The 19848-nt window shown below is 40.6% G+C and carries 24 protein-coding genes; 4 read left to right on the top strand and 20 right to left on the bottom strand.

Annotation, left to right across the window (positions count from 1 at the left end; all coding sequences use genetic code 11):
• The 12 genes from ABPH35_RS07365 to ABPH35_RS07310 form a co-directional block, all read right to left on the bottom strand.
• Nucleotides 1-352: transposase family protein (locus tag ABPH35_RS07365; protein ID WP_349988583.1), on the bottom strand; the 352-nt coding region annotated here is incomplete at its 3' end.
• 81 nt (nt 353-433) lie between these two features.
• Nucleotides 434-730, bottom strand: coding sequence for a hypothetical protein (locus tag ABPH35_RS07360; RefSeq protein WP_349989066.1), 297 nt, complete (start codon nt 728-730; stop codon nt 434-436).
• 29 nt (nt 731-759) lie between these two features.
• Nucleotides 760-1128: a helix-hairpin-helix domain-containing protein gene (locus tag ABPH35_RS07355; RefSeq protein ID WP_349989067.1), complete on the bottom strand. Its 369-nt coding sequence runs from the start codon at nt 1126-1128 to the stop codon at nt 760-762.
• Nucleotides 1129-1158: 30 nt separating this feature from the next.
• Nucleotides 1159-1413 (bottom strand): DUF1912 family protein, encoded by a 255-nt coding sequence (locus tag ABPH35_RS07350; protein ID WP_067088155.1) that lies wholly within the window; start codon nt 1411-1413, stop codon nt 1159-1161.
• Nucleotides 1410-2744: a DUF438 domain-containing protein gene (locus ABPH35_RS07345; protein ID WP_349989068.1), complete on the bottom strand. Its 1335-nt coding sequence runs from the start codon at nt 2742-2744 to the stop codon at nt 1410-1412. Before ABPH35_RS07345 ends, ABPH35_RS07350 begins: the two co-directional genes overlap by 4 nt.
• A complete protein-coding gene (locus tag ABPH35_RS07340) occupies nt 2741-2974 on the bottom strand; it encodes a DUF1858 domain-containing protein (RefSeq protein WP_349989069.1) in 234 nt (77 codons plus the stop codon). Before ABPH35_RS07340 ends, ABPH35_RS07345 begins: the two co-directional genes overlap by 4 nt.
• Nucleotides 2975-3380: 406 nt before the next feature.
• Nucleotides 3381-4385: an aldose epimerase family protein gene (locus ABPH35_RS07335; RefSeq protein WP_349989086.1), complete on the bottom strand. Its 1005-nt coding sequence runs from the start codon at nt 4383-4385 to the stop codon at nt 3381-3383.
• A 120-nt stretch (nt 4386-4505) separates the two neighbouring features.
• On the bottom strand, nt 4506-4913 hold the full coding sequence (locus ABPH35_RS07330; protein ID WP_349989070.1) for a PTS sugar transporter subunit IIA: 408 nt from the start codon (nt 4911-4913) through the stop codon (nt 4506-4508).
• 20 nt (nt 4914-4933) lie between these two features.
• Nucleotides 4934-5764, bottom strand: coding sequence for a PTS system mannose/fructose/sorbose family transporter subunit IID (locus ABPH35_RS07325; RefSeq protein WP_368849692.1), 831 nt, complete (start codon nt 5762-5764; stop codon nt 4934-4936).
• Entirely contained in the window at nt 5751-6632 is an 882-nt protein-coding gene (locus ABPH35_RS07320; protein ID WP_368849691.1) for a PTS mannose/fructose/sorbose/N-acetylgalactosamine transporter subunit IIC, read from the bottom strand. Before ABPH35_RS07320 ends, ABPH35_RS07325 begins: the two co-directional genes overlap by 14 nt.
• An 81-nt stretch (nt 6633-6713) precedes the next feature.
• Nucleotides 6714-7199: a PTS system mannose/fructose/N-acetylgalactosamine-transporter subunit IIB gene (locus tag ABPH35_RS07315; RefSeq protein WP_349989072.1), complete on the bottom strand. Its 486-nt coding sequence runs from the start codon at nt 7197-7199 to the stop codon at nt 6714-6716.
• A gap of 21 nt (nt 7200-7220) precedes the next feature.
• A complete protein-coding gene (locus tag ABPH35_RS07310) occupies nt 7221-8996 on the bottom strand; it encodes a beta-galactosidase (protein WP_368849690.1) in 1776 nt (591 codons plus the stop codon).
• A 147-nt stretch (nt 8997-9143) separates the two neighbouring features.
• Between ABPH35_RS07310 and ABPH35_RS07305 the strand changes: the two genes are divergently transcribed.
• The gene (locus tag ABPH35_RS07305; protein ID WP_349989074.1) at nt 9144-9854 is read left to right on the top strand and encodes a GntR family transcriptional regulator; all 711 of its coding nucleotides are present in this window, start codon (nt 9144-9146) and stop codon (nt 9852-9854) included.
• A gap of 29 nt (nt 9855-9883) precedes the next feature.
• Here the strand turns inward: ABPH35_RS07305 and ABPH35_RS07300 are convergent, their stop codons facing one another.
• The 7 genes from ABPH35_RS07300 to rlmD all read right to left on the bottom strand — a co-directional run bounded on the left by ABPH35_RS07300 (nt 9884) and on the right by rlmD (nt 17371).
• Nucleotides 9884-10606, bottom strand: coding sequence for a UTRA domain-containing protein (locus tag ABPH35_RS07300; RefSeq protein ID WP_368849693.1), 723 nt, complete (start codon nt 10604-10606; stop codon nt 9884-9886).
• A 723-nt stretch (nt 10607-11329) separates the two neighbouring features.
• Entirely contained in the window at nt 11330-12685 is a 1356-nt protein-coding gene (locus ABPH35_RS07295) for an ATP-binding protein (protein ID WP_368849689.1), read from the bottom strand.
• A complete protein-coding gene (locus ABPH35_RS07290) occupies nt 12664-13332 on the bottom strand; it encodes a response regulator transcription factor (RefSeq protein WP_349989077.1) in 669 nt (222 codons plus the stop codon). Before ABPH35_RS07290 ends, ABPH35_RS07295 begins: the two co-directional genes overlap by 22 nt.
• 1 nt (nt 13333) lies before the next feature.
• A complete protein-coding gene (locus ABPH35_RS07285; protein WP_349989078.1) occupies nt 13334-14065 on the bottom strand; it encodes an ABC-2 family transporter permease in 732 nt (243 codons plus the stop codon).
• Nucleotides 14058-14813: an ABC transporter permease gene (locus tag ABPH35_RS07280; protein ID WP_349989079.1), complete on the bottom strand. Its 756-nt coding sequence runs from the start codon at nt 14811-14813 to the stop codon at nt 14058-14060. The genes ABPH35_RS07285 and ABPH35_RS07280 overlap by 8 nt, the downstream gene beginning before the upstream one ends.
• Nucleotides 14810-15514 carry a lantibiotic protection ABC transporter ATP-binding subunit gene (locus ABPH35_RS07275; RefSeq protein ID WP_368849688.1) on the bottom strand — a complete coding sequence of 235 codons (705 nt, stop codon included), beginning with the start codon at nt 15512-15514 and terminating at the stop codon, nt 14810-14812. The genes ABPH35_RS07280 and ABPH35_RS07275 overlap by 4 nt, the downstream gene beginning before the upstream one ends.
• A gap of 504 nt (nt 15515-16018) precedes the next feature.
• A complete protein-coding gene (gene rlmD, locus ABPH35_RS07270; RefSeq protein WP_349989082.1) occupies nt 16019-17371 on the bottom strand; it encodes a 23S rRNA (uracil(1939)-C(5))-methyltransferase RlmD in 1353 nt (450 codons plus the stop codon).
• Nucleotides 17372-17408: 37 nt separating this feature from the next.
• Between rlmD and recX the strand changes: the two genes are divergently transcribed.
• From recX to ABPH35_RS07255, 3 genes are all read left to right on the top strand, one after another.
• The gene (recX, locus tag ABPH35_RS07265) at nt 17409-18185 is read left to right on the top strand and encodes a recombination regulator RecX (protein WP_368849687.1); all 777 of its coding nucleotides are present in this window, start codon (nt 17409-17411) and stop codon (nt 18183-18185) included.
• A gap of 118 nt (nt 18186-18303) precedes the next feature.
• Entirely contained in the window at nt 18304-18837 is a 534-nt protein-coding gene (ntdP, locus tag ABPH35_RS07260; protein ID WP_349989084.1) for a nucleoside tri-diphosphate phosphatase, read from the top strand.
• Between the two features lie 59 nt (nt 18838-18896).
• Nucleotides 18897-19211: a DUF960 domain-containing protein gene (locus tag ABPH35_RS07255; protein ID WP_349989085.1), complete on the top strand. Its 315-nt coding sequence runs from the start codon at nt 18897-18899 to the stop codon at nt 19209-19211.
• Between the two features lie 209 nt (nt 19212-19420).
• Here the strand turns inward: ABPH35_RS07255 and ABPH35_RS07250 are convergent.
• On the bottom strand, nt 19421-19848 hold a 428-nt coding region (locus tag ABPH35_RS07250; RefSeq protein WP_368849686.1), incomplete at its 5' end, for a transposase.

Raw genomic sequence — 19848 nt, 5'->3', positions numbered from 1 at the left:
TTCCGTCAATGGCTATCAGGCGTTTCGAAAAACGAGTAAAATGTTTAGCTGATACCTCTGCCTCTTCAAGAAGAGCAGACCACATCTGTGTCACTTCTACTAGAACTTGAGGATCTAGAGTCGCAAAGACTCGTTGCAGCGTATCGTGAGACGGAATCCCATTTTCTAACTCCAACACGGTTCGCAAGGAAGACTCATAGGCAGTCCCAAACTCCTCAATTTCATCCCAATATTCTGCACCTGATAGACGCGCAAAGAAAATAAGCAAGACAATATCTGACAATGTGTGCTTAATTTTCCAGGATTCTCTATCATCACGGACACCTATCAAGAAATCCAGTATCTCATTCATAACAAAATCCTCCACTATCTCTAGTATAGCAAAGGATTCGAACTTAGTTTATGAAACTGTTATCTGAAAACGAAACTTTCTTCATGCGTTTGTCGTGCTCTGCCAATGCTTGATTGCCTGTTTATTCCACGAATAAAAAGATCCTATCTGAAAAAGCAGTACGATCAAGCAAATCAGAGCAAAGAAATAGTTGACCCAGCCCCCTTGATAGGTTGTATACCAAATCAGAGTAACAAAAAGAGCAATTAAAGCAAGATGAAAGAGATTCCGACAGATTGCATAGAGGACGAGACTTTTAGGGGAACGAAATTCTTTTGCTTCCCAATCCAATATTACCCCTATCAACAACTCACCAATCAACTCTGCAAGCCAACTCATATTTGTCCCTTTCTTACTTCAAACCAGTCTTAATCCTTTAGCGCAATGCCTTTTTCTTTCAATTGCTTAATGGTTGCTGCACCGATTCCTTTTAAGGCAAGCAAATCTTTTTCTGTCCATGCTGCAAAATCAGCTATACTCTTGATGCCTGCTTGGTAAAATGTCTCCAGACGACTACCTGCAATACCTTCAAGTTCTGGCAGCGCTTGGAAATCCTCTAGACTTGTTGCTGCCTGCTCCTTGATTTCTGCAACGGCTTCCTTAACTTGCTCAACAGCCTTATCAACTACTGTTTCAGCTACATCAACGACCTGTTCCAAACGCTCACGACCAGCTTTTTTCAATTTTGTCCATTCGCGTTTTAATTGTTTTTTACGGTTTACTTTTTTCTTTGCCATTTTTTCTCCTAATCTCCTTGTATCCTATCCTTAATAGCTTCGCTTGCCAAACAATTCATCTGGTAAATCATGGAACCCTTTTCCTGCAGCATAGTTGGCGAATTTTCCCTGAATAAAGCGATAGGCATCTACCTTGCTTTCATAGCGAATATAGGCATCCGCTGCACGCTCATCCTTGTCTTCTTCCAAGACGCGACGACTTTCTTCCATGGCCATTTCATTGATCATTACTTGAGTATTGACCCAAGCCTCGAATTCTTTTAGAAACTCCTGTTCATAACTCATTCGTCAATCTCCCTATACACATCTGTTTCAATTGCCCGATATGGCGCAATATCTTGAACATATTCCAAGACTCCTTGAAATTCACCCGTAGCATCACGCACAGCTTTGTAGGTCACATGAACAAATTGCCCACGAGATTCAGAGTTGAACCACATTTCAAATTTGTCCTTACGTCCCTCACGCAAGGCGGTAAAAATCGCTCGTACTTTTGGCAATAATTTAGGCGGATGACACAATTCTACATGCCGGCCAACCTGACTTGGCGTGCGTTTGAAAATCATCTCCTCGCTCGGCACCGCATCATTATAATACTGGAAAATGTCATCCTTGTTCACGAAGGTGATTTCCATAGGCAAATGATTCAATATCAAGTTCGCCTGTTCAACAGACAAATAGCCATTGCCAAAGGCCTGTGTTTCTTGTTCTGATTGCTTTTTAGGCGTAAAGGAAATGCTTAATTCTCCATCAGGCGTATCAATTGTGTGATGAATCACCTGACCAGTTCCTGCGGCTTCTGAAACAGTTTCTTCTGCTTTTTCTTCTACCTCTGAGGTGAAGGTCTGTCGTTCTGGTGTCCATTTCTCCTTGGGACGAATAATCGCATAACCGAAGGTATCGCTTTCTCCTGCAATTTTTAACCAATCATCTTGCGTAAAGCATTCGAGCAGAATCATCAGCAAAATCGATTCTTCCTTGAAAATCATACTTTCAAATTCGACTGCAAAAGCTTCAAAACTCTCTTGTAAGATTGTGATTCCTTGCTCTTCTAATTGCTGACTATTCGTTTGGACAATCGCAAATAAGTCCCGAATTTGGTCATCTACTCCCCACATAACCTTGGGTGGGGAATCATGACCATATTTTTCCATCAAGGGAAAAAACAGTTCTTCCTTACGTCGATAATGGCTGTCAAACTGCCCTAACAAAGCTAGTTGGCGCTGCAAGCCTTTGATAATTTCCTTGCGAACGGTCGAATCTTCTGCCTGCTCATAACTCTCTAACAAACGGCGAATCCGAATGAGGGCAGCCCGTAGGGCTAAATTCTCATCCCTAAACACACGCACTGGGTGACCTGCCTGATCAGCATCTGCTACCTCGACATTCTGGACTGCCTGCTTAAACAAGTTAGCATGGGCATCACAAAGGGCCATGACATCTTCAAAGGTCACTCCTGAATCCGAGTTCATCAACTCATGCTCCATCAGCGAAATCTCAATGGCTGAGACCCCTGCAAAGGTCTGATTAAACCGCTCCTGTACGCTATCTGGATTAGCCCCACGGTGCAAATCCAACAAGATATCCTTTAAGATATGAATGCGTTCATCTGTCATGCGTGCCCTCCAATGACATCATAGCCATTCCACTCTAAGGTTGACTGAATCCGCTCCAAGTCAATCCCTTTCATCTTAGCCCCTTGCTTAAGTGACACCGTTTTTCCAAGTGTCTGACGCATCAAAGGATTGGCTAGCGGAGTAAAACCAAGTTCCACTAAAATCTCAAGTACCTCTGGGTGTTCTTCAATGACTTGAGCCACAGGAATGGAAAGATCAATCGTATTCATGTTTCCACCTTCATTTATTTTTTCTCATTATAGCATATTCCCAAGGGAAAGGGGAGAAAATAGAGAAGTTTTACAGTAAAAAACGCTTTCTCTAGGAAAGCTGTTTAAGATTAAAGGAAGTGAGATAAAAATCGTTATTTCGTAGAAATCGATTGTGTCGTCTTCGCTTTCCAATTTTTATGCTCGGGTATTGACAGTCACTCCCCTGACTGTCAATATCCGCAAGGTTGACGCAGTTTGTAGAACGTTGAACTATCAACGTTTTGGATAAGTTGTGCACAACTTTTCATCCTCTTCAATGCCCCACTGGAGCATTGAACCCAGCGATAACTACTGCATCAAACTGTTCAATCTATAAAAGAAGCGAGGCTGGACACTTTTGTCTCAGTCTCTTTTCATTAAAGATTTACCATGCAAATCTATAAACTGTCTCATGCTGAAAGTGCTGCCCTTTCTCCAGTAAAATCGAGCCAAAATCAGCTAAATTACAAGCATTGGGTAGCCCTTGGCATTCCAAGCTAAAAGCACCGTGAAAGGCTGCCATATCCTCACTTGGGAAATTATAGGTATAAATCACCACCGCAGGCTGATTAGTTGCAACGGTCAAGCGCACGCGCTTATCTGGACTGACCACTTCAACTGGTTCTGCCACCTGATCCAAGACCCAAGGATGATCATAGCCTTTGACCAATTGATTTTGCGGGTGTTCCAAGGTGAAACCTTGAGCAAATGTACCCCCTTTTCGGAAATCAAACGGCGTTCCATCAACAGGCTCTAATCTTCCAAGAGGTAGATTATCCTCTCCAAGTGGCGCATAAGTTTCAGCTGCAATCCGCACTTGGTGGTCTGCAATATCTTGAGTAACATCGCCTGTTAGATTGAAATAAACATGGTTGGTCGGATTAAAAATCGTATCCTTATCTGATTGGGCTGTATAGGTAATCTCAAGCGCATTATCTTCTGTCAAGCAATAGCAAGCCTTGATTCGCACATTCCCAGGAAAGCCATTGAATCCATCAGCCAGCTCAATTGAAAAACAAACAGAATTAGCTGCTTCATCTAGCTCTACATCCCAATACTGCTCATTTGCGGTATTCACACCACTGTGCAAGGTTCGACCTGGTTCATTTGCCGTAAAAGTATACACCTTGCCTTTAATTTCTGCTTGTGCATTTGAAATGCGTCCTGCGACAGGCACAATACTGGCTCCAGGATAAGCATCCTTAGCCAGGTATTCCTCATCTGAAGAAGCTGATAGGGTGATATTACGCAATCCGCCATCTTCTTCAACAGGGAGCAAAATCTCCACGATTCGTGCTCCAAAATTCGTCAAGGTCACCTGCATCCCAGCTTTGTTGACCAGACGATACTTCCTTGCCCTTTCACTTCCAAATGAACCAATTTCGATCATCATTGCTCCTTTACTTCTATCATGGAATCTCTTCTTTCATTATACTATAATTCGGTTAAAATAGAATGAAAATCAAAGAGGACCCGATTCATTACGGGTCACCCTTTGGATACTTAAAGACTATTCATCATCGTCGTCATCTAACATGCCTTTTAATACATCATTCACATATTGGACGTATTCTGATGTGCTTTCATCATAACGAGATGTCGTACCAAGAAGGGCATCATTGATAAAACGAATGACCATTGGCATATTCATTCCCGCATAAAGATCAACTTCGCGACCTTCTAAGATGAGCTTGCTGACCACATTACAAGGTGTGCCACCCAACAAGTCAGCAAAGACTACAAAATCATCCAATCCTTGAATCGTATCTAAAAATTTGGCTTGAAATTCTTCCGGCCCTTCTGCAGGGAGCAATGATACTGTATGAATGTTGTCCTGAGGACCCATAATCATCTCTGTACTTTGCTTCAATCCCTCACAAAACTGTCCATGACTAACGAGTATCAACTGTTTTGACATATCACACCTAAGTTTCTAATTTATACTCCCATTCCGAATACAAAGTAACCAAATGCAGACATTGCAAGTGCTGCTACAATAATCAGCAAGATTGCTTTTGTAGACGTCATACCTTTACGGCCAAGTAACCAGAAGATAGCACCTGTAATGATAGCTGGTAACAAGCGTGGGAAGATGAGGTTGAGCAAGTCTTGCACATCAATCATCTTTTCACCAACATGGAATGGCGCTGTTACTTCAACGTTAATCATCGTTGCAATCAAAGCACCCATCATGAATACCCCAAGAACAGAAGCTGCATCAACGAGAGCATTCAAGGTATCACGCATGGTGGTTACCAATTTCACACCTTCTTTGTAGGCAAATTCCAACTGTTTCCAACGGAAGATATCATATACAACCGCTGCTCCTACCCAAAGGGCAATACCAACGACACCAACAATGTTCCCACCTGCTGCCATTGACGCTGCAATCGTACCCATAATAGCTGGAACAAGTGAACCAAAGATAGAGTCACCAAGTGGCGCAAATGGTCCCATGAGACCTGTCTTGATACCATTAACCGCATCTTTTGCTGCGATACCTTGTTCTTCTTCCAAGGCAAGGTCAAAACCTGCAATAATCGTATGGAAGAATGGTGAAGTATTAAAGAACTGAGTATGCAAACGCATCATTTCTTGCAATTCAGGCGTACCATCTCCGTACATTTTACGAAGTTGAGGCAAGAGCATGTATAGGTAACCTGAAGCCTGCATCCGCTCATAGTTCCAACCTAATTGGTAAGTAAATAAACTACGTTTGTTAATTTGATTAAAATCTTCTTTTGTCAGTTTATAATTAGATTTCATCATCTTCAATTTCCCCACTTTCTACAGTTGATGTGGTAGGCGCAACTACGGTACGACGTGCATTTTGATAGTGGAGCACTGCCAACAAGATACCGATAATCGCAATACCAATCATAGACAAACCTTTGAAGTTTCCATTAAAGCCTTCAACAACACCTGCAACAGCACCACCCAATGATGCTACGTTTCCATAAAGAACAGTTAACATTGCTGTGATACCAAAACCTGCTGCGAGGTAGTGAAGGTTACGTTTAAGTGGAAGATAGTGAAGCAAGATTGCAAATCCAAGACCTGGAAGCATACGAGCTGCAAGAGTCAAACCTGCCGCAATCCATTTGTATTGAGGTAATTCAATTGTTGTAACCATGGTTTCAACAAGAGCGCCACCAAAGGCAAGAGCAAGAAAGACAGGAACGGCACGAGAAGCTGCCCAAGGAATCGCACCTAAGAGATAGTTCCGTTCGATCGCTTTATAATCAAAGCGTTCAATCGCAGCATCCACACGGTGAGCAAAGTAAGTAGTTGTGAAACGACCAAGGATATCTGCATAAGTCAAAAGACCCGCTACTGGGACCCCGATTGTTGAAATCGCAATTTCAGCGTCAATTCCTTGCGCTACTGAGAAGGCAGTTGCCAACACCGCACCAGACGTTGCGTCGATACGAGAAGCACCACCAAAGGTACCGACACCAAGTACCACCAATTGCAAAGCTGAACCAATCCACAGACCTGTTTTCAAATCTCCCATTACAAGTCCTGTGATAAAGCCCGCAAACATTGGTGAGCCGGCAGATGATACGATGGTCAACTCATCACAGATTTGATAAGCTGAGTACAAGGTAAGTAAAAGAATTTGCCACCATTGAATCATGATGTAACCTCCTAAAAATTTTTATAATTGTTTCACGTCTGATTTCTTAGATGGAAACAAGACAAATGTAACCGAATAATCTTATCTCACCTTTGCAAGCAATGGTAAGAAGTCTTTGGCAGTATCACCTGGAACCATTTGGTGAATCAAATTCACGCCTTTTGCATGTAATGCATCAAATGCCTGAATATCTTCATCCACAACGTTTACCGAACGAGTGACAGAACGCGTTTCAGGTGATTGAGACATATTTCCAACATTCAATTCTGGAATTGTCACTCCCTGTTCGACCAAGCCCAAAATTGGAGCTGGACGTTTTGCAACGATAAAGAGGCGTTGGGAATCATATTTCCCTGCTAAAATGTTTGCTGCCGCTTTTTCAACTGGTAAAACAGACAATTTCACACCTGGTGGGCAAGCTAATTTCAAACCAGATTTTTCAATGTCATTGTTGACAACATCATTGTCTACTACCATGATCCGTGAAATATTTAATTTTGTAGTCCAAAGATTGGCTACCTGTCCGTGGATCAATCGACCATCAATACGAACTCCTATAATTGCCATAGTGTACTCTCCTTTTACGTTTTATAATACATCTTTATAGATAGGTTCTGACGAGAAACGAAGATTCTCTCTATACGTGCCTTCTGTTTCAAAGACAATGATTTCATTTTCTCCTTTCTTTAAGTATCCTTTTGGTATATAGAGGGAAAGGATTGGTCCCCGCTCCCAGAAACGACCTATATTTTGTTGATTTACAAAGACAACACCTTTTCCAAAACCAGTCATGTCAAGATAGGTATCCTGAGCATGCTCCACATTGATATGATAGCGATAGAAGGCCGGCTGATTTTCTTGCCATGCTTTGGTAAAATCTAACTCCTGAACCCTATCTAGTGGTAGTGGGTACATCTCCCACTGGCCAATAAAGTGTAAATCTGCCATGACCCCACGACCTAGCCCTTTTCGTTGCGTCGGTGCTGTCAATTTATGACCATAATTCACACGACCCATATTTTCGACTAAAATCACCAAGTCTGTCTCTTTTGCTACTTGCTCCAAGAAGATGTCATCACCAACTTCTTCCTGATATTGGGTCGCAACTTTCTCTCCTGCTAGAAATACTTGAACGCGATCCCTCGCATCAATAATTCTCAAGCGTTCGGCTTCTAATTTATCTTTCTCAATCCGCGTGCGGTAACACGTATAGCCCACATTCTGACCTAGCTCTTCCATTGACTTGGGATAGAAGGCTTCTTGGCAATCGCTTACATTTTCAAGTGCTGAAAACAAGCTCACCTTATCATTTAAGGATGCCGTTTGGTAAGCCTTGGCTTCCTTGACCAACGGCTCTGCATAATCAAGTTGCGGATAGCTTTTTTTCATCAGCTCTTGTAGTTTATAAAACTTCTTAGTCGGATTGCCTGCCTCATCTAAAATCGCATCGTAATCGTAAGAAGTTACTTGTGGTAAATCAATCTGCCCACGCGCTGAACAGCCATTCATAAAGCCAAAGTTGGTTCCCCCATGAAACATATATAGATTGATACTGCCTCGTTCAATCGTCTTCATGACGGCTACTGCTAGCTCATCTGGATCTCTACGAATGATCTCGTCACCCCAACGATTGAACCAGCCATCCCAAAATTCCATACACATGAGCGGCCATTTTTTACCGTGTTCATCAAAGAAGGATTGTAACTGGTCAAAATTCTCAGCTGCCTTAGAACCAAAATTGCCAGTCACCAATATGTCATCTTCAATGAGCGTTCCAGCTCGCAAAGTTGCTCGCCATGGACCATCTGAGGTGAAGAAAGGTGCTGTTAAGCCGTACTTCCTCATCAAGTCAGCAATTGCTCTTAGGTAGGCTTTTTCTTCTCCATAAGACCCATATTCATTTTCCACTTGGAACATCAAGATGTTGCCACCTTCTGATAATTGGTGCTTAGCCAGTATCGGCAATAAGAAAGCATAATAATCTTCCACATGCCGCAAATAAGCTGGATCACTCGAACGCACACGCACCTGCTCTGCTAATAGCCAGGCCGGTAAACCACCCCACTCCCATTCTGCACAAATGTAAGGTGATGGGCGAACAATGGCATATAGACCTAGTTCCTGTGCAATGGTTAAAAAGCGCTCAATGTCAACTATTCCCTCTGTAGTGAAAGCCCCTTTTTGTGGTTCATGCAAATTCCATGGAACGTAAGTTTCAACTGTATTAAAACCAAGTGCTTTCAAATTGTATAGGGAATGATACCAATCATCAGGATGTACCCGAAAGTAATGAATCGCTCCAGATAAAATCTTAAACGGTCGATCATTTAGATAAAAGTCTTCTCGAATTTGAAAAGTATCCACAACTTCCTCCTTGTAACCGTTTTCTTATCTTTATCAATATATTAACACAAATGTGTGGTTATGTCCAGTTGTTTTTTTGAAAAAAGTTTCTTTTTTCAAAAAAATTTAGTATAATAAATAGAGCAATCATAATAGAAAGGAAGCTACATGAAAATCCCTAAGTATCAACAAGTGCAAAATGACTTACGCCAGCAAATCATCTCAGGAAAATTTGAAAATGGAGATAAATTCTATACTGAAACAGAATTAACCAAACTCTATAACGTTAGTTCTATCACAGTTATCCGTGCTGTCACTGAACTAGTAAAAGACGGCTATCTCGTCCGACAGCAAGGAAAAGGCACCTTTGTCTCTCGCTCTCGAAAGGGGAAACTTGTCGAATTTTCCGACGTAGAAGTCTTTCCTCTTGAACAAGATAGCGTGTCCGTACTCTCTTGCGAAAAAGGGAACGATCCACGCATCTTAGAAAAATTACATCTTGATAAAAACGATTATTACTACAAAATTATCCGAGTACGTTCTGCCGACAGTGTTCCCTATATCTATCACCAGTCCTACATCCCAACTCGCTACATTCAAGATCCAGAAGCTGACCTGAAGCATTTTCAATCGATCTATCAACGCTTCAAATTAGACTTTAATCTTCACATGTCAGAAGAATTATACTCCGAAACGAACGAGGTTGCTTTCCCAACTCCTGTGGAAGTTGCGAATCACCTAAAACTCCAAGCCAATGAGCCAACTATTCTTCAAATTCGGACAACCAAAAGAAATGGAAGTAACGAAGTACTGGAATATATCGAAACCTACAAGCATTGGAAATTCTTTAAATTTGAGATTGTTGCCAATAAACATTAAAAGGAGCCTTTTCGGCTCCCTTTTAATGTTTATTCTCCACGCATATGGCTAATCTTATAACGAAATTGGTCAGCACGCGCAATACTGAACGTATACTCAATCACACGATTTTTGTCATTATAGGTCTTACGAATCAAATGCAGAACTGCATCCCCATTTTGAATATCAAGTAAGTTTGCCTCGTTTTCCAAGGCTATACTAGCATAAAACTCCTCTTCCGCAAGGCGAATGACTTGCCCAAAATCTTCTGCAAAAATTTCATACAATGGTCTGGTCTGCAATTCCTCTTCCGATAAAGAGTCAAAAATCAAAGCTGGGACATATGTCCGCTCCAGCATCATCGGAATACCGTCCGCCAACCGCAGACGCTCCAATTCAAAAACAGGATCGCCTAAGGCCACTTGCAATCGCTGGACCAAGTAATCTGTCGCCTGAATCTTCTGAAACGATAAAATCTGCGTTTTCGGAACACGACCGATACGGCGCATCTGATCTGTAAAGCTGTAAGCCGTAGATAGGTCAACTGCCGGGGTACTTACTTCTGATACAAAGGTTCCTTTGCCATGGACCTTATATACCAATCCTCTTTTTTCTAACTCCTGCAAGGCTAACCGAACAGTAATGCGACTGACGCCATAGACATGAGTCAATTCTCTCTCAGAAAGTAGTTTCTCATTTGCCTCCATCGTCTCACGAATTTTCGCTTCAAGTATTTCAACAAGTTGAAGGTACAGAGGCTTTGTTCCAGACATCTCAGCCATATAATCTTCTCCTTTATTGGTCATAACCATCTTAAGTATAGGTCATTTTCCTAGTAAATGCAAGATAAAAAGAGCCCCTGTTTTAAAAAACTTTTTTAGGCTCCCTCTGGTCGTGAAGGAACAAGAAACATCACTTGTCTGAATGATAAGCGTGCAAGCGGTCCTACCACCAAAAAATTTAACGTGAAAGCTATCAAAGCATTGTTCAACCAAGCTGCTCGATAAGTCACAAAGCTACTGAGAATTCCATTTACAATCAAACCATATAAGACATCATACTCACCATACAAGGAGCCATTGTCCCTGAAATGGTTAGAATTTTTTGCCAATCTTTATTAAAAATAAATTCCAACAGCTCATGCCAAATACCATGAAACGGCACATTAACATAGTAAACACAAACGCTTCTTTAAGAGCCTGTATCCACAGCTCAGCAACTCTATTCAAGAGCTTATGAATACAGGTTCTAAAATTTTTAGGCACCGTTATCTCCTTCACTTATTAGCCTTCAATTTTATGAACATGTTATTCTACCATATTTGAAATTTTCATGTAAGCGATCCGCATAAAAAACGTTTTATATTTACTGTCTTGCGATTTTAATTTAACAGTAGCATTAGTGTTTAGATACGCAAGAATAACGACTTAATAAATGAAATCTGAAAGACAGGTAAATCAAAAAGAGAGCCCAACAGGTAATGGCTCCCTAAAAAACTAATCTTTCATTTCTTTTTGAAATACCATTTTCACTTCTGCACCTCCAGATGCTTCCACACAATTACTCAAATATAGCTCGCCATTATTTGCTGTGACAATCTTGTTAACAATGGATAGGCCCAAACCGTGTTTACTAGCCACCTCTTTGGTCTTACTGGAAATAAATTTTTCAGTCAAAACAGGCAATAGTGCTCGATCAAATCCACTTCCTTCGTCTCTGACTAGAATGGAAAACTCATTTCCTTTATCACAAAAGAAAACCGAAATGCGACTTCCCTTGGCTGAATGTTCCATTGCATTGGTTAGGAGATTTTGTAAAGCAACCGCGATTGCCTCCTTATCCAATCGAACGAGACTCTCCTCTCTGTGAGCAATCTGCAATTCAAAACCATTGGCACGGCACATACTAGATAGGATAGCAATCCAATAATCTAAAACTTCTGCACGCACCGCTTCCTTCTTACCTTCAATCAAATAGGAAAAATGTCTCAACTTTTCAATATAACTTTCTAAGCGCTCCACGCCATTACCAATATCAGATACACGCTCACTAGAAAGGTCTGGGTAGTCTTCCTGCAGTAGCTCGATATTCCCTCTAATCAAAGTAATCGGAGTGCGAATATCATGGGTAACAGCTTCAATCATCTCTTTTTGGCGTATCTGCATATCCCATTGCGTCTTCAAGGTCTCCTTTAAATCACGAGACAGAATCTCTAGCGACTGTAACACTCCATCGATTTCTTCATACTGAGAAAAAGAGCGGTCATAGTCTAACTCCATATTCTTGATATGGGCATTATCTTCGGAAATCTTCCAAATTTCCTTTTTTAAAATGCCTGAAAAGTGGATAATCATACAGATAAATCCCAGTAACCACACAACAAAAAAAGCCGTCAGATACAAGGATTCAAAATTCTTGCATAATCGATACACTTTTTCAGAAGTTGGTATGACACTAATCGTATAGCTGAGAACCAGCTCTTTCTTATCTATTTGATAGAACTTAAAAACGCGGGTACCAATGATCTCACCTCCTATAGCCTGACCGTCTTTTCTAGCCTTGATAACCTGATCATCAAATCGTTTCTCTATGGTATTTTTAAGGACTTTTCCATCCTCTACGTATAGTATGTCATAATAAAAAGGGACTTCAGTCGGTGTCCAATCAGGAGCTTGAAAGGCTGTTTCAATCGTACTTGAGACTACATCTGCATAATTAGCGGGATAGACCCAACCCCTATTGATGAGAAAATTCAGGCTGAGATAAGCAGACATGATGACCAACAGAGTATACAGCAATTCTAGGATAGTATGCTTGCTGATTAAATACGTCAAACTCTTTGTATTTCCCATTGGTAGCCCACTCCCCAAACTGTTTTAATTGGATTGATTTGCCCTTCTTCAAATTTACTACGAATCAACTTTATCCTCTCTGTAATAGTCGTTGTGCTATCGCCACTTGCATCATATCCATAGATACTTGTATAGATTCTCTCCTTGGAAAATACCTGTGATTTATTGTTCAACAGTAATTTGCAGATTTCATATTCACTACTGGTTAAAGGGATTTCAAGATTGTCTACATAGATTCGTCTCGAGAGCAAATCACAAGATACTGGGTAATCAATCAATCTTGTATGCTTTTCTCGTCGTTCCCGCCGCAAATGCGCTGCAACTCTTGCTCTAATTTCTGTCAGAGAAAATGGTTTGGTCACATAATCATCCGCTCCAAGGGCAAAGCCCTTAACCTTGTCTTGTTCAAAATCTTTTGCCGTTAATAAAACAACTGGGACATCAATAAGCGAACGGTATCTTTCTAAAAAGTCAAAACCACTCATACCAGGCATCATCACATCTAGAATCATCAAGTCATATCTATTTAATTGATTAGGCTCAAGTTTTCGAACATCATCAAGGGTCTCCACCTGATATTCTTTTTCAAAGGCCTGTCTTAATAACTTCAGCAAATCCACATCGTCATCTATGATTAGTAGCTTCATTTTATTCCTCCAATTTGCTCATGCCATCCCATTTATTATACCAAAAATAAACTAGGTAAAGGCTACTGAACATAAAAAAGATGGAAAAAATGCCAAACAGCATCAACTCTTCTAACCTAAGTTCCTGCTTCGCATAGCCAAATACCAACTTAATCGGATAAACAAATGGAAAGAAATACCAAATATTCTGTCCTAACTCTGTTGTCCCAAGTAATAGACTTGCCAAGGTAAAGAGAGCTCCCAGTCCGATACTGCCCGAATACTGGAATTTCAAGCTTAGAAATTGGTAGGTAGGAACCATGCTCATTAGAGTAACAAGACACAGCGCTAGCATACGTAGAAAATCAACTATATGTGGAGTGATTCCTGCAAGCAGTAAGAACATAAGAAAAGGAAGCACTGCTAATAATTCAATCATAGCTAGTAGCAAGACGATAAATAAAAAACGGGTTAGAAAGAGTGTGAGCCTAGAGATGCCGGAGCGCAACTCATTGGCATAGAGACCTGCTTGTTGATCAATTTCGTATAACATCGGGACAAAAAAGCTAAGCGAAAAAGAAGCAACAATGGCATACCCCACAAAGAAACCAGTGACTTCATAGCCTTTGATAGCTGGTGAACTAGACATATAGGCAATACAGACGAGGGCAAACACTAACGGGCAGAGCCAGATGACTATTCTTACTGGTGTTCGCTTGGTTCTCTGCCAGTACGATTGGAGCACCCTAAGCATGACTAAACCTCCTTTCTATAACTGCTGTCAGTAAGATAGTAAAAAGAAAGACCAGTAAGCTCAGACCCAGGCCCAGATAAGTCGCATCTACGTGCAACAAGGGAGAGCCTGTTTCCAGAAAGGTTCCATTTGGATGTATACCAACCACTGGGCTTAATAGCCTCAGGTTGTAGCACCAAGGAAAGAAAAGCCATTTGCTAGTCGGTGCAATCAGCGCAGCTGGAAAGGTACAGATAAAATTGATGAGAATAACCGGTATCTTTTTGTAGGTCACTTTCATTAACAAAAATGATAGGGCAACAATTGGTAAACTCCCTATAAAGAGACACAGCGTTGCTAACACAAGCATACTCAGAGGAATAACCTCATGAAATACGAGTCTTCCAATGGCATAAACTGCAAGGGAGGATAAAACAAAAATCAGTAGGAGTTCAGCAATGACCACCAATTGCTTAGATAGTAATAGCCTCATTATACTCACATTTTGCCTACGGTACAGACCAATATGCTCTGTTTTTTCTTTCCCAGTGATATTGACCACTAAAAGACTCAACACAATCGGTAAAACGAGAACAGGATACCAATTAAAAGATGTAGCCATTAGATAACTTTTCCCATCTGGACTTTCCCCCATAAGACTGACCATGAGCATATTGAAAACGACAAAAACAATGGGTACAAGATAGATTAGTTGGGCATTCGCCGCTCTTCTTTCTTTCATCCACTCTACTTTTAAGCATTGCATCATTGTGAAACTCCCTCCTGTTTGATTATTTCCATAAATAGGTCCTCTAGTTCAGCTTGACTAGTACTATTTTCTCCCTCATAACTGATATGTCCTTGATTGATAATACCAATTTTATCTGCCACCTGCTGGACCTCACTTAAAATATGGCTCGATAAGATGATGGTCATTCCCTCCCTCGAAAGTCTACGAATTAATTCTCTTAGCTCCTGAATGCCAAGAGGGTCTAGACCATTTGTCGGCTCATCCAAAATCAACAAAGAAGGATTATTCAACAAGGCCATAGCAATCCCAAGCCGTTGCTTCATCCCTAAAGAAAATTCCTTAACCAATTTTTTACCTGTCTGCTTCAGAGAAACAATCGTCAACACCTCATTAATTCTAGCCTTTTCTATTTGCAATAAGGTAGCTAACACTTCTAAATTTTCATAAGCAGTCAGGTTAGGATAAATAGCTGGATGTTCAATAATCGCCCCCATCTGCCGTAAATCACTGACCTCTAAACAATGATTTTCAAATAGAATCTCACCTGAAGTTTTGGGAATCGTCCTCGTAATCAATTTTAAGAGAGTTGACTTCCCTGCACCATTCGGGCCTAGTAGACCATAGACAGTACCTTTTTCCACCTGGATGGAAACTTGATTAAGCACTAGCTGATTGTGATATTGCTTTGTCAACTCCTTCGTTTCTAAAAGAATTGTCATGTTGTACCTCCTCATCTTTTTACACTTTCAGTATAAAAAAGAACCCTAACCAAATTATAACGGAATCCTTAGAACCTGTATTCATAAGTGAAGCAATTCTAATCGAGAGCTTATTTTACGATAATCAAGACGTTTTTTGAAAGAATACTGACTGTATTTCAAAAAAAGCAACGATGAGTAGCAAAAAATAAGCCCTAAATAGAGTTGCTGAGCTGTGAATAATACCACTACTGTAAAAGTATCCGATATTTAAACACCTTCGGCTTACTGGATTTCCAACCTGACACAATCACTATCCTAACTTTGTCAATGCAACCAATTTATATTTTTAAGGTTATAAATGGCGGATAAGTTGGCTACTTTTGAATTTCATTGAATATAATCTTCTCGCAAAAGCTATTTATCCTCTCTACTCACTACTAACTTGGATAACAGCAACTAGAAAAACGAAAAAACAGAACTCTGATAGCCCTGCTTTACCATGTTATAGAATAACTAGTTAACCTATCGTTTGGACAACTTTACCACACACTCGGTCCGTGCAGTATGGGGGAACATATCGACTGACTGGATATAATCTACTTGATAGACCTTCGCCAGCTGAACCAAATCACGAGCTAAGGTCGATACATTACAAGACACATAGACCATTTTTTCTGGCTGGTAGCGTACAATAGTCGCAAGCAATCGCTCATCTAATCCTGTTCTTGGCGGATCGACAATGAGGGCATCAGCTCGATAACCTTCCTTATACCAACGCGGAATAATATCCTCAGCTAACCCTGCTTCATAGTGGGTATTGTCAAATCCTAGCGCTGTCGCATTGCGTTTTGCATCCTCAATGGCTTCTGGGATAATATCCATCCCTCTCAAGCTCTTGACCTTTTTTGCAAAGGCAAAGCCAATCGTTCCAACACCACAATAAGCATCAATCAACTGTTCATGCCCTTTAATATCAAGTGCCTTTACGGCCTCCCCATACAACACTTCTGTCTGTTCTGGATTCAGCTGATAAAAAGCACGTGGAGATAGGGCAAACGTATAGTCCAATACAGACTCCTCAATCGCCTCCTGCCCCCAGATAATCTCTGTCCTATCTCCATAAATTTCACTGGACTTCTTGGTATGCCAATTGACTGCTACTGTTACAATTTCAGGAAATTCCTCTACAAGTTCCTTTACTAATCGAGTTAAATTCATCTGACTAGAGGTCACAAAAATCAGTTGAATCTGACCAGTCTCCCGAGCTCGTCGTACCATAACTGTCCGAATCCCTCCCACACGGCGCTCATCGTAAATCGGAATCCGGTACTTGGTCAGCAAAACAGTCACATGATTGATCACAACCTGCGTCACCTGATCTTGTACCAAACAGTCCTGAATGGCAATCAAGCGATGAGAATGCTCCGCATATAAGCCAGCCTGCACCTTCCCTTTGGTCAGACGCGTTTGAAACTGTAATTTTGCGCGGTAATATTTCGGCTCTTTCATCCCAATTGTAGGCCGAATCTCATACTCTTCAAAACCAGCTGGTCGAAATTTCTTCAGTGCTTGTTGTAGCAAATCTGTTTTAAAATCCAACTGACGATCATACCGCAAATGCATGATTTGACAGCCACCACACACCTCATATAAAGGGCAAGCCGGCTCTACCCGAAACTTGGAAGGACGATTGACCTTGAGCAAGCGTGCCTCGACAAAATTTCGTTTGACAGCTGTTACCTGACAATAGACTTCTTCACCCTTTAAAGCTCCAGGAACAAAAACCAAGGTCTTCTGATAAAAACCAATTCCTTCGCCATTGATTCCCATTCGCTTAATCTTTAGGGCAAAACGTTGTTTTACTTGTATACTCATGATACTATTTTACCGAAATTTCATGTATAATGAAAGAATGAGAATTACAAAACTTGAAAAGAAAAAACGACTCTATCTCCTCGAACTAGATAAGGAAAAGCAACTCTACATTACAGAAGATACCATTGTTCGCTTCATGCTCAGCAAAGACAAGGATATCACGCTAGAAGAATTGACAGACATTCAGACCTTCGCCCAGTTATCCTACGGAAAAAATCTCGCACTCTATTATCTCTCCTTCAAACAGCGTACCCGCAAGGAAGTCCAACGCTATTTGGAGAAATACGAGCTTGAACCAAGTATTATCCCCAAAATTCTTGACAATCTTGAGGCTGACAATTGGATCAACGACTCAAAATACGTTGAAACCTTTCTTTACCAGAACCAATTATCTGGTAACAAGGGCCCACAAGTTCTCAAACAAAAACTCTCTCAAAAAGGCATCCCTCTCTCTCTCATTGAAGAAGAACTCCAAAAGATTGATTTTATCCCAATTGCAGAGCGTGTTGCCCAAAAAGCCTGGAAAACATATGCCAGCAAACTCCCTCATAAAGCCTTACAGGATAAGTTAGTCCAATCGCTGATGACAAAAGGATTTACCTATACACAAGCGAAGGCTGCTCTTCACTCTCTCGAATTAACATCCGATGAAGACCTAGAAGAAGAACTCCTTCACAAAGAACTTGAGAAGCAATACCGCAAATATAGCCGCAAATACGACGGCTATGAATTGCAGCAACGCCTGACACAAGCCCTGATGCGCAAAGGCTACGACTACCAGCAAATAAAAAGTGCCTTACGCAAATTTCTCTGACAAATGATCCCTCAATTTCCGAACAAATAGCAAGAGCCGGTAAAAATTTTTCCTATTCCTTAAAAGTTATGATATAATAGTTAAGATTAAACTTAAATTGTAGAAAGTTGGTAACCAAGTGAAATTACCAAAAGAAGGCGACTTTATTACAATTCAGAGTTATAAACATGATGGCTTATTGCACCGCACCTGGCGCGATACCATGGTACTAAAAACAACAGAAAATGCTATCATCGGGGTCAACAATCATACCTTGGTCACCGAAAATGATGGTAGACGTTGGGTCACCAGAGAACCCGCTATTGTCTATTTTCACAAGAAATATTGGTTTAACATTATTGCCATGATTCGTGAAAATGGTGTATCTTATTACTGCAATCTAGCAAGCCCTTTCGTTCTTGATAACGAAGCCCTCAAATACATCGACTACGACCTTGATGTGAAGGTCTTTGTGGACGGAGAAAAACGCTTGTTAGACGTTGACGAATATGAACGACACCGTAGACAGATGAAGTATCCAACCGATATTGATTTTATTCTCAAAGAAAATGTCAAAATCCTTGTAGACTGGATTAACAACAAACGCGGACCTTTCTCTCAAGCCTATGTCAATATTTGGTACAAACGATATTTAGAACTACGAAATCGTTAAAGTTGCACACAGAAAAACCTGTTCTTCAGGCTTTTTTCTTACAAAGAAAGGGAATGATTATGGCATTTACAAATACTACTAGAAGATATGCGAGCTTCAGCACTGTCACTTCACTACCTGGTAATGTGATTGATAGCATTTGGTATGTCATTGACAACTACCTCAAACACGTTATCCCCTTGAAATCCATTATCCAATTTCAGCTCACAAATAACAAAGGCAAAATAACCGTCACCTTTTCACAAGAGCATTACCAAAAAGCTATCTCCATAGATCTCCAAATTCCCTTTGACCCACTCTATCCACGAAAATTACTCGTCATTGACAAAAAAGGGCAAGAAACGATTGTCTTGCCAGATGAATTGCATTTTTAAATAAAGTACAAACTGATTCTTAATTTGAGCAAGAATCAGTTTTGCATATTTTAACAAGCACAGGGAAATTCAAATCAACTAAAATGATATTCCATCTCTGATGCCCATTATTTTTATCCTCTTGAATTTAGAAGATGTATTGGATCTATTTTCCCATGTAGTGCTTATAAATTTAGTCTCATTGTCAACTGTAGTGGGTAGATGAAAAGCTAACACCTAGAGAGAACGACATTCGTCTTCTCTTTTTTGATGTTTAAGGCAATCAAGATCCGTTTTTTTAAGTTTTCAAAGTTCCTAAAGCCAAAGGCATTTCGTTTGATGACTTTGATGAGATTATTAGTAGCTTCCAATTTGGCGTTGGAATAAGGCCATTCCAATGCATTTAAAATCTTGTCCTTATCCTTTAGAAAGGTCTTAAATACCGTCTGGAAAATAGGGTCAACTGAAGCAATTTCCTGTTTGATGAGGTGAAAGAAATGGTCTGAGTTTTTCTCTTGGAAATGGAATAAAAGAAGTTGATAGAGTTCGTAGTGCAGTCGTAGTTCCTCTGAGAATGATAAGAGTTTTTCTAGGATTTCCTTGTTAGTCAAATGCATCCGAAACATAGGACGGTAGAATCGTTTATCACATAGTTTAC

It is taken from the genome of Streptococcus handemini, assembly GCF_040984445.1.
Taxonomy (GTDB): domain Bacteria; phylum Bacillota; class Bacilli; order Lactobacillales; family Streptococcaceae; genus Streptococcus; species Streptococcus handemini.
This window is presented reverse-complemented; position numbering and strand designations above follow the sequence as displayed.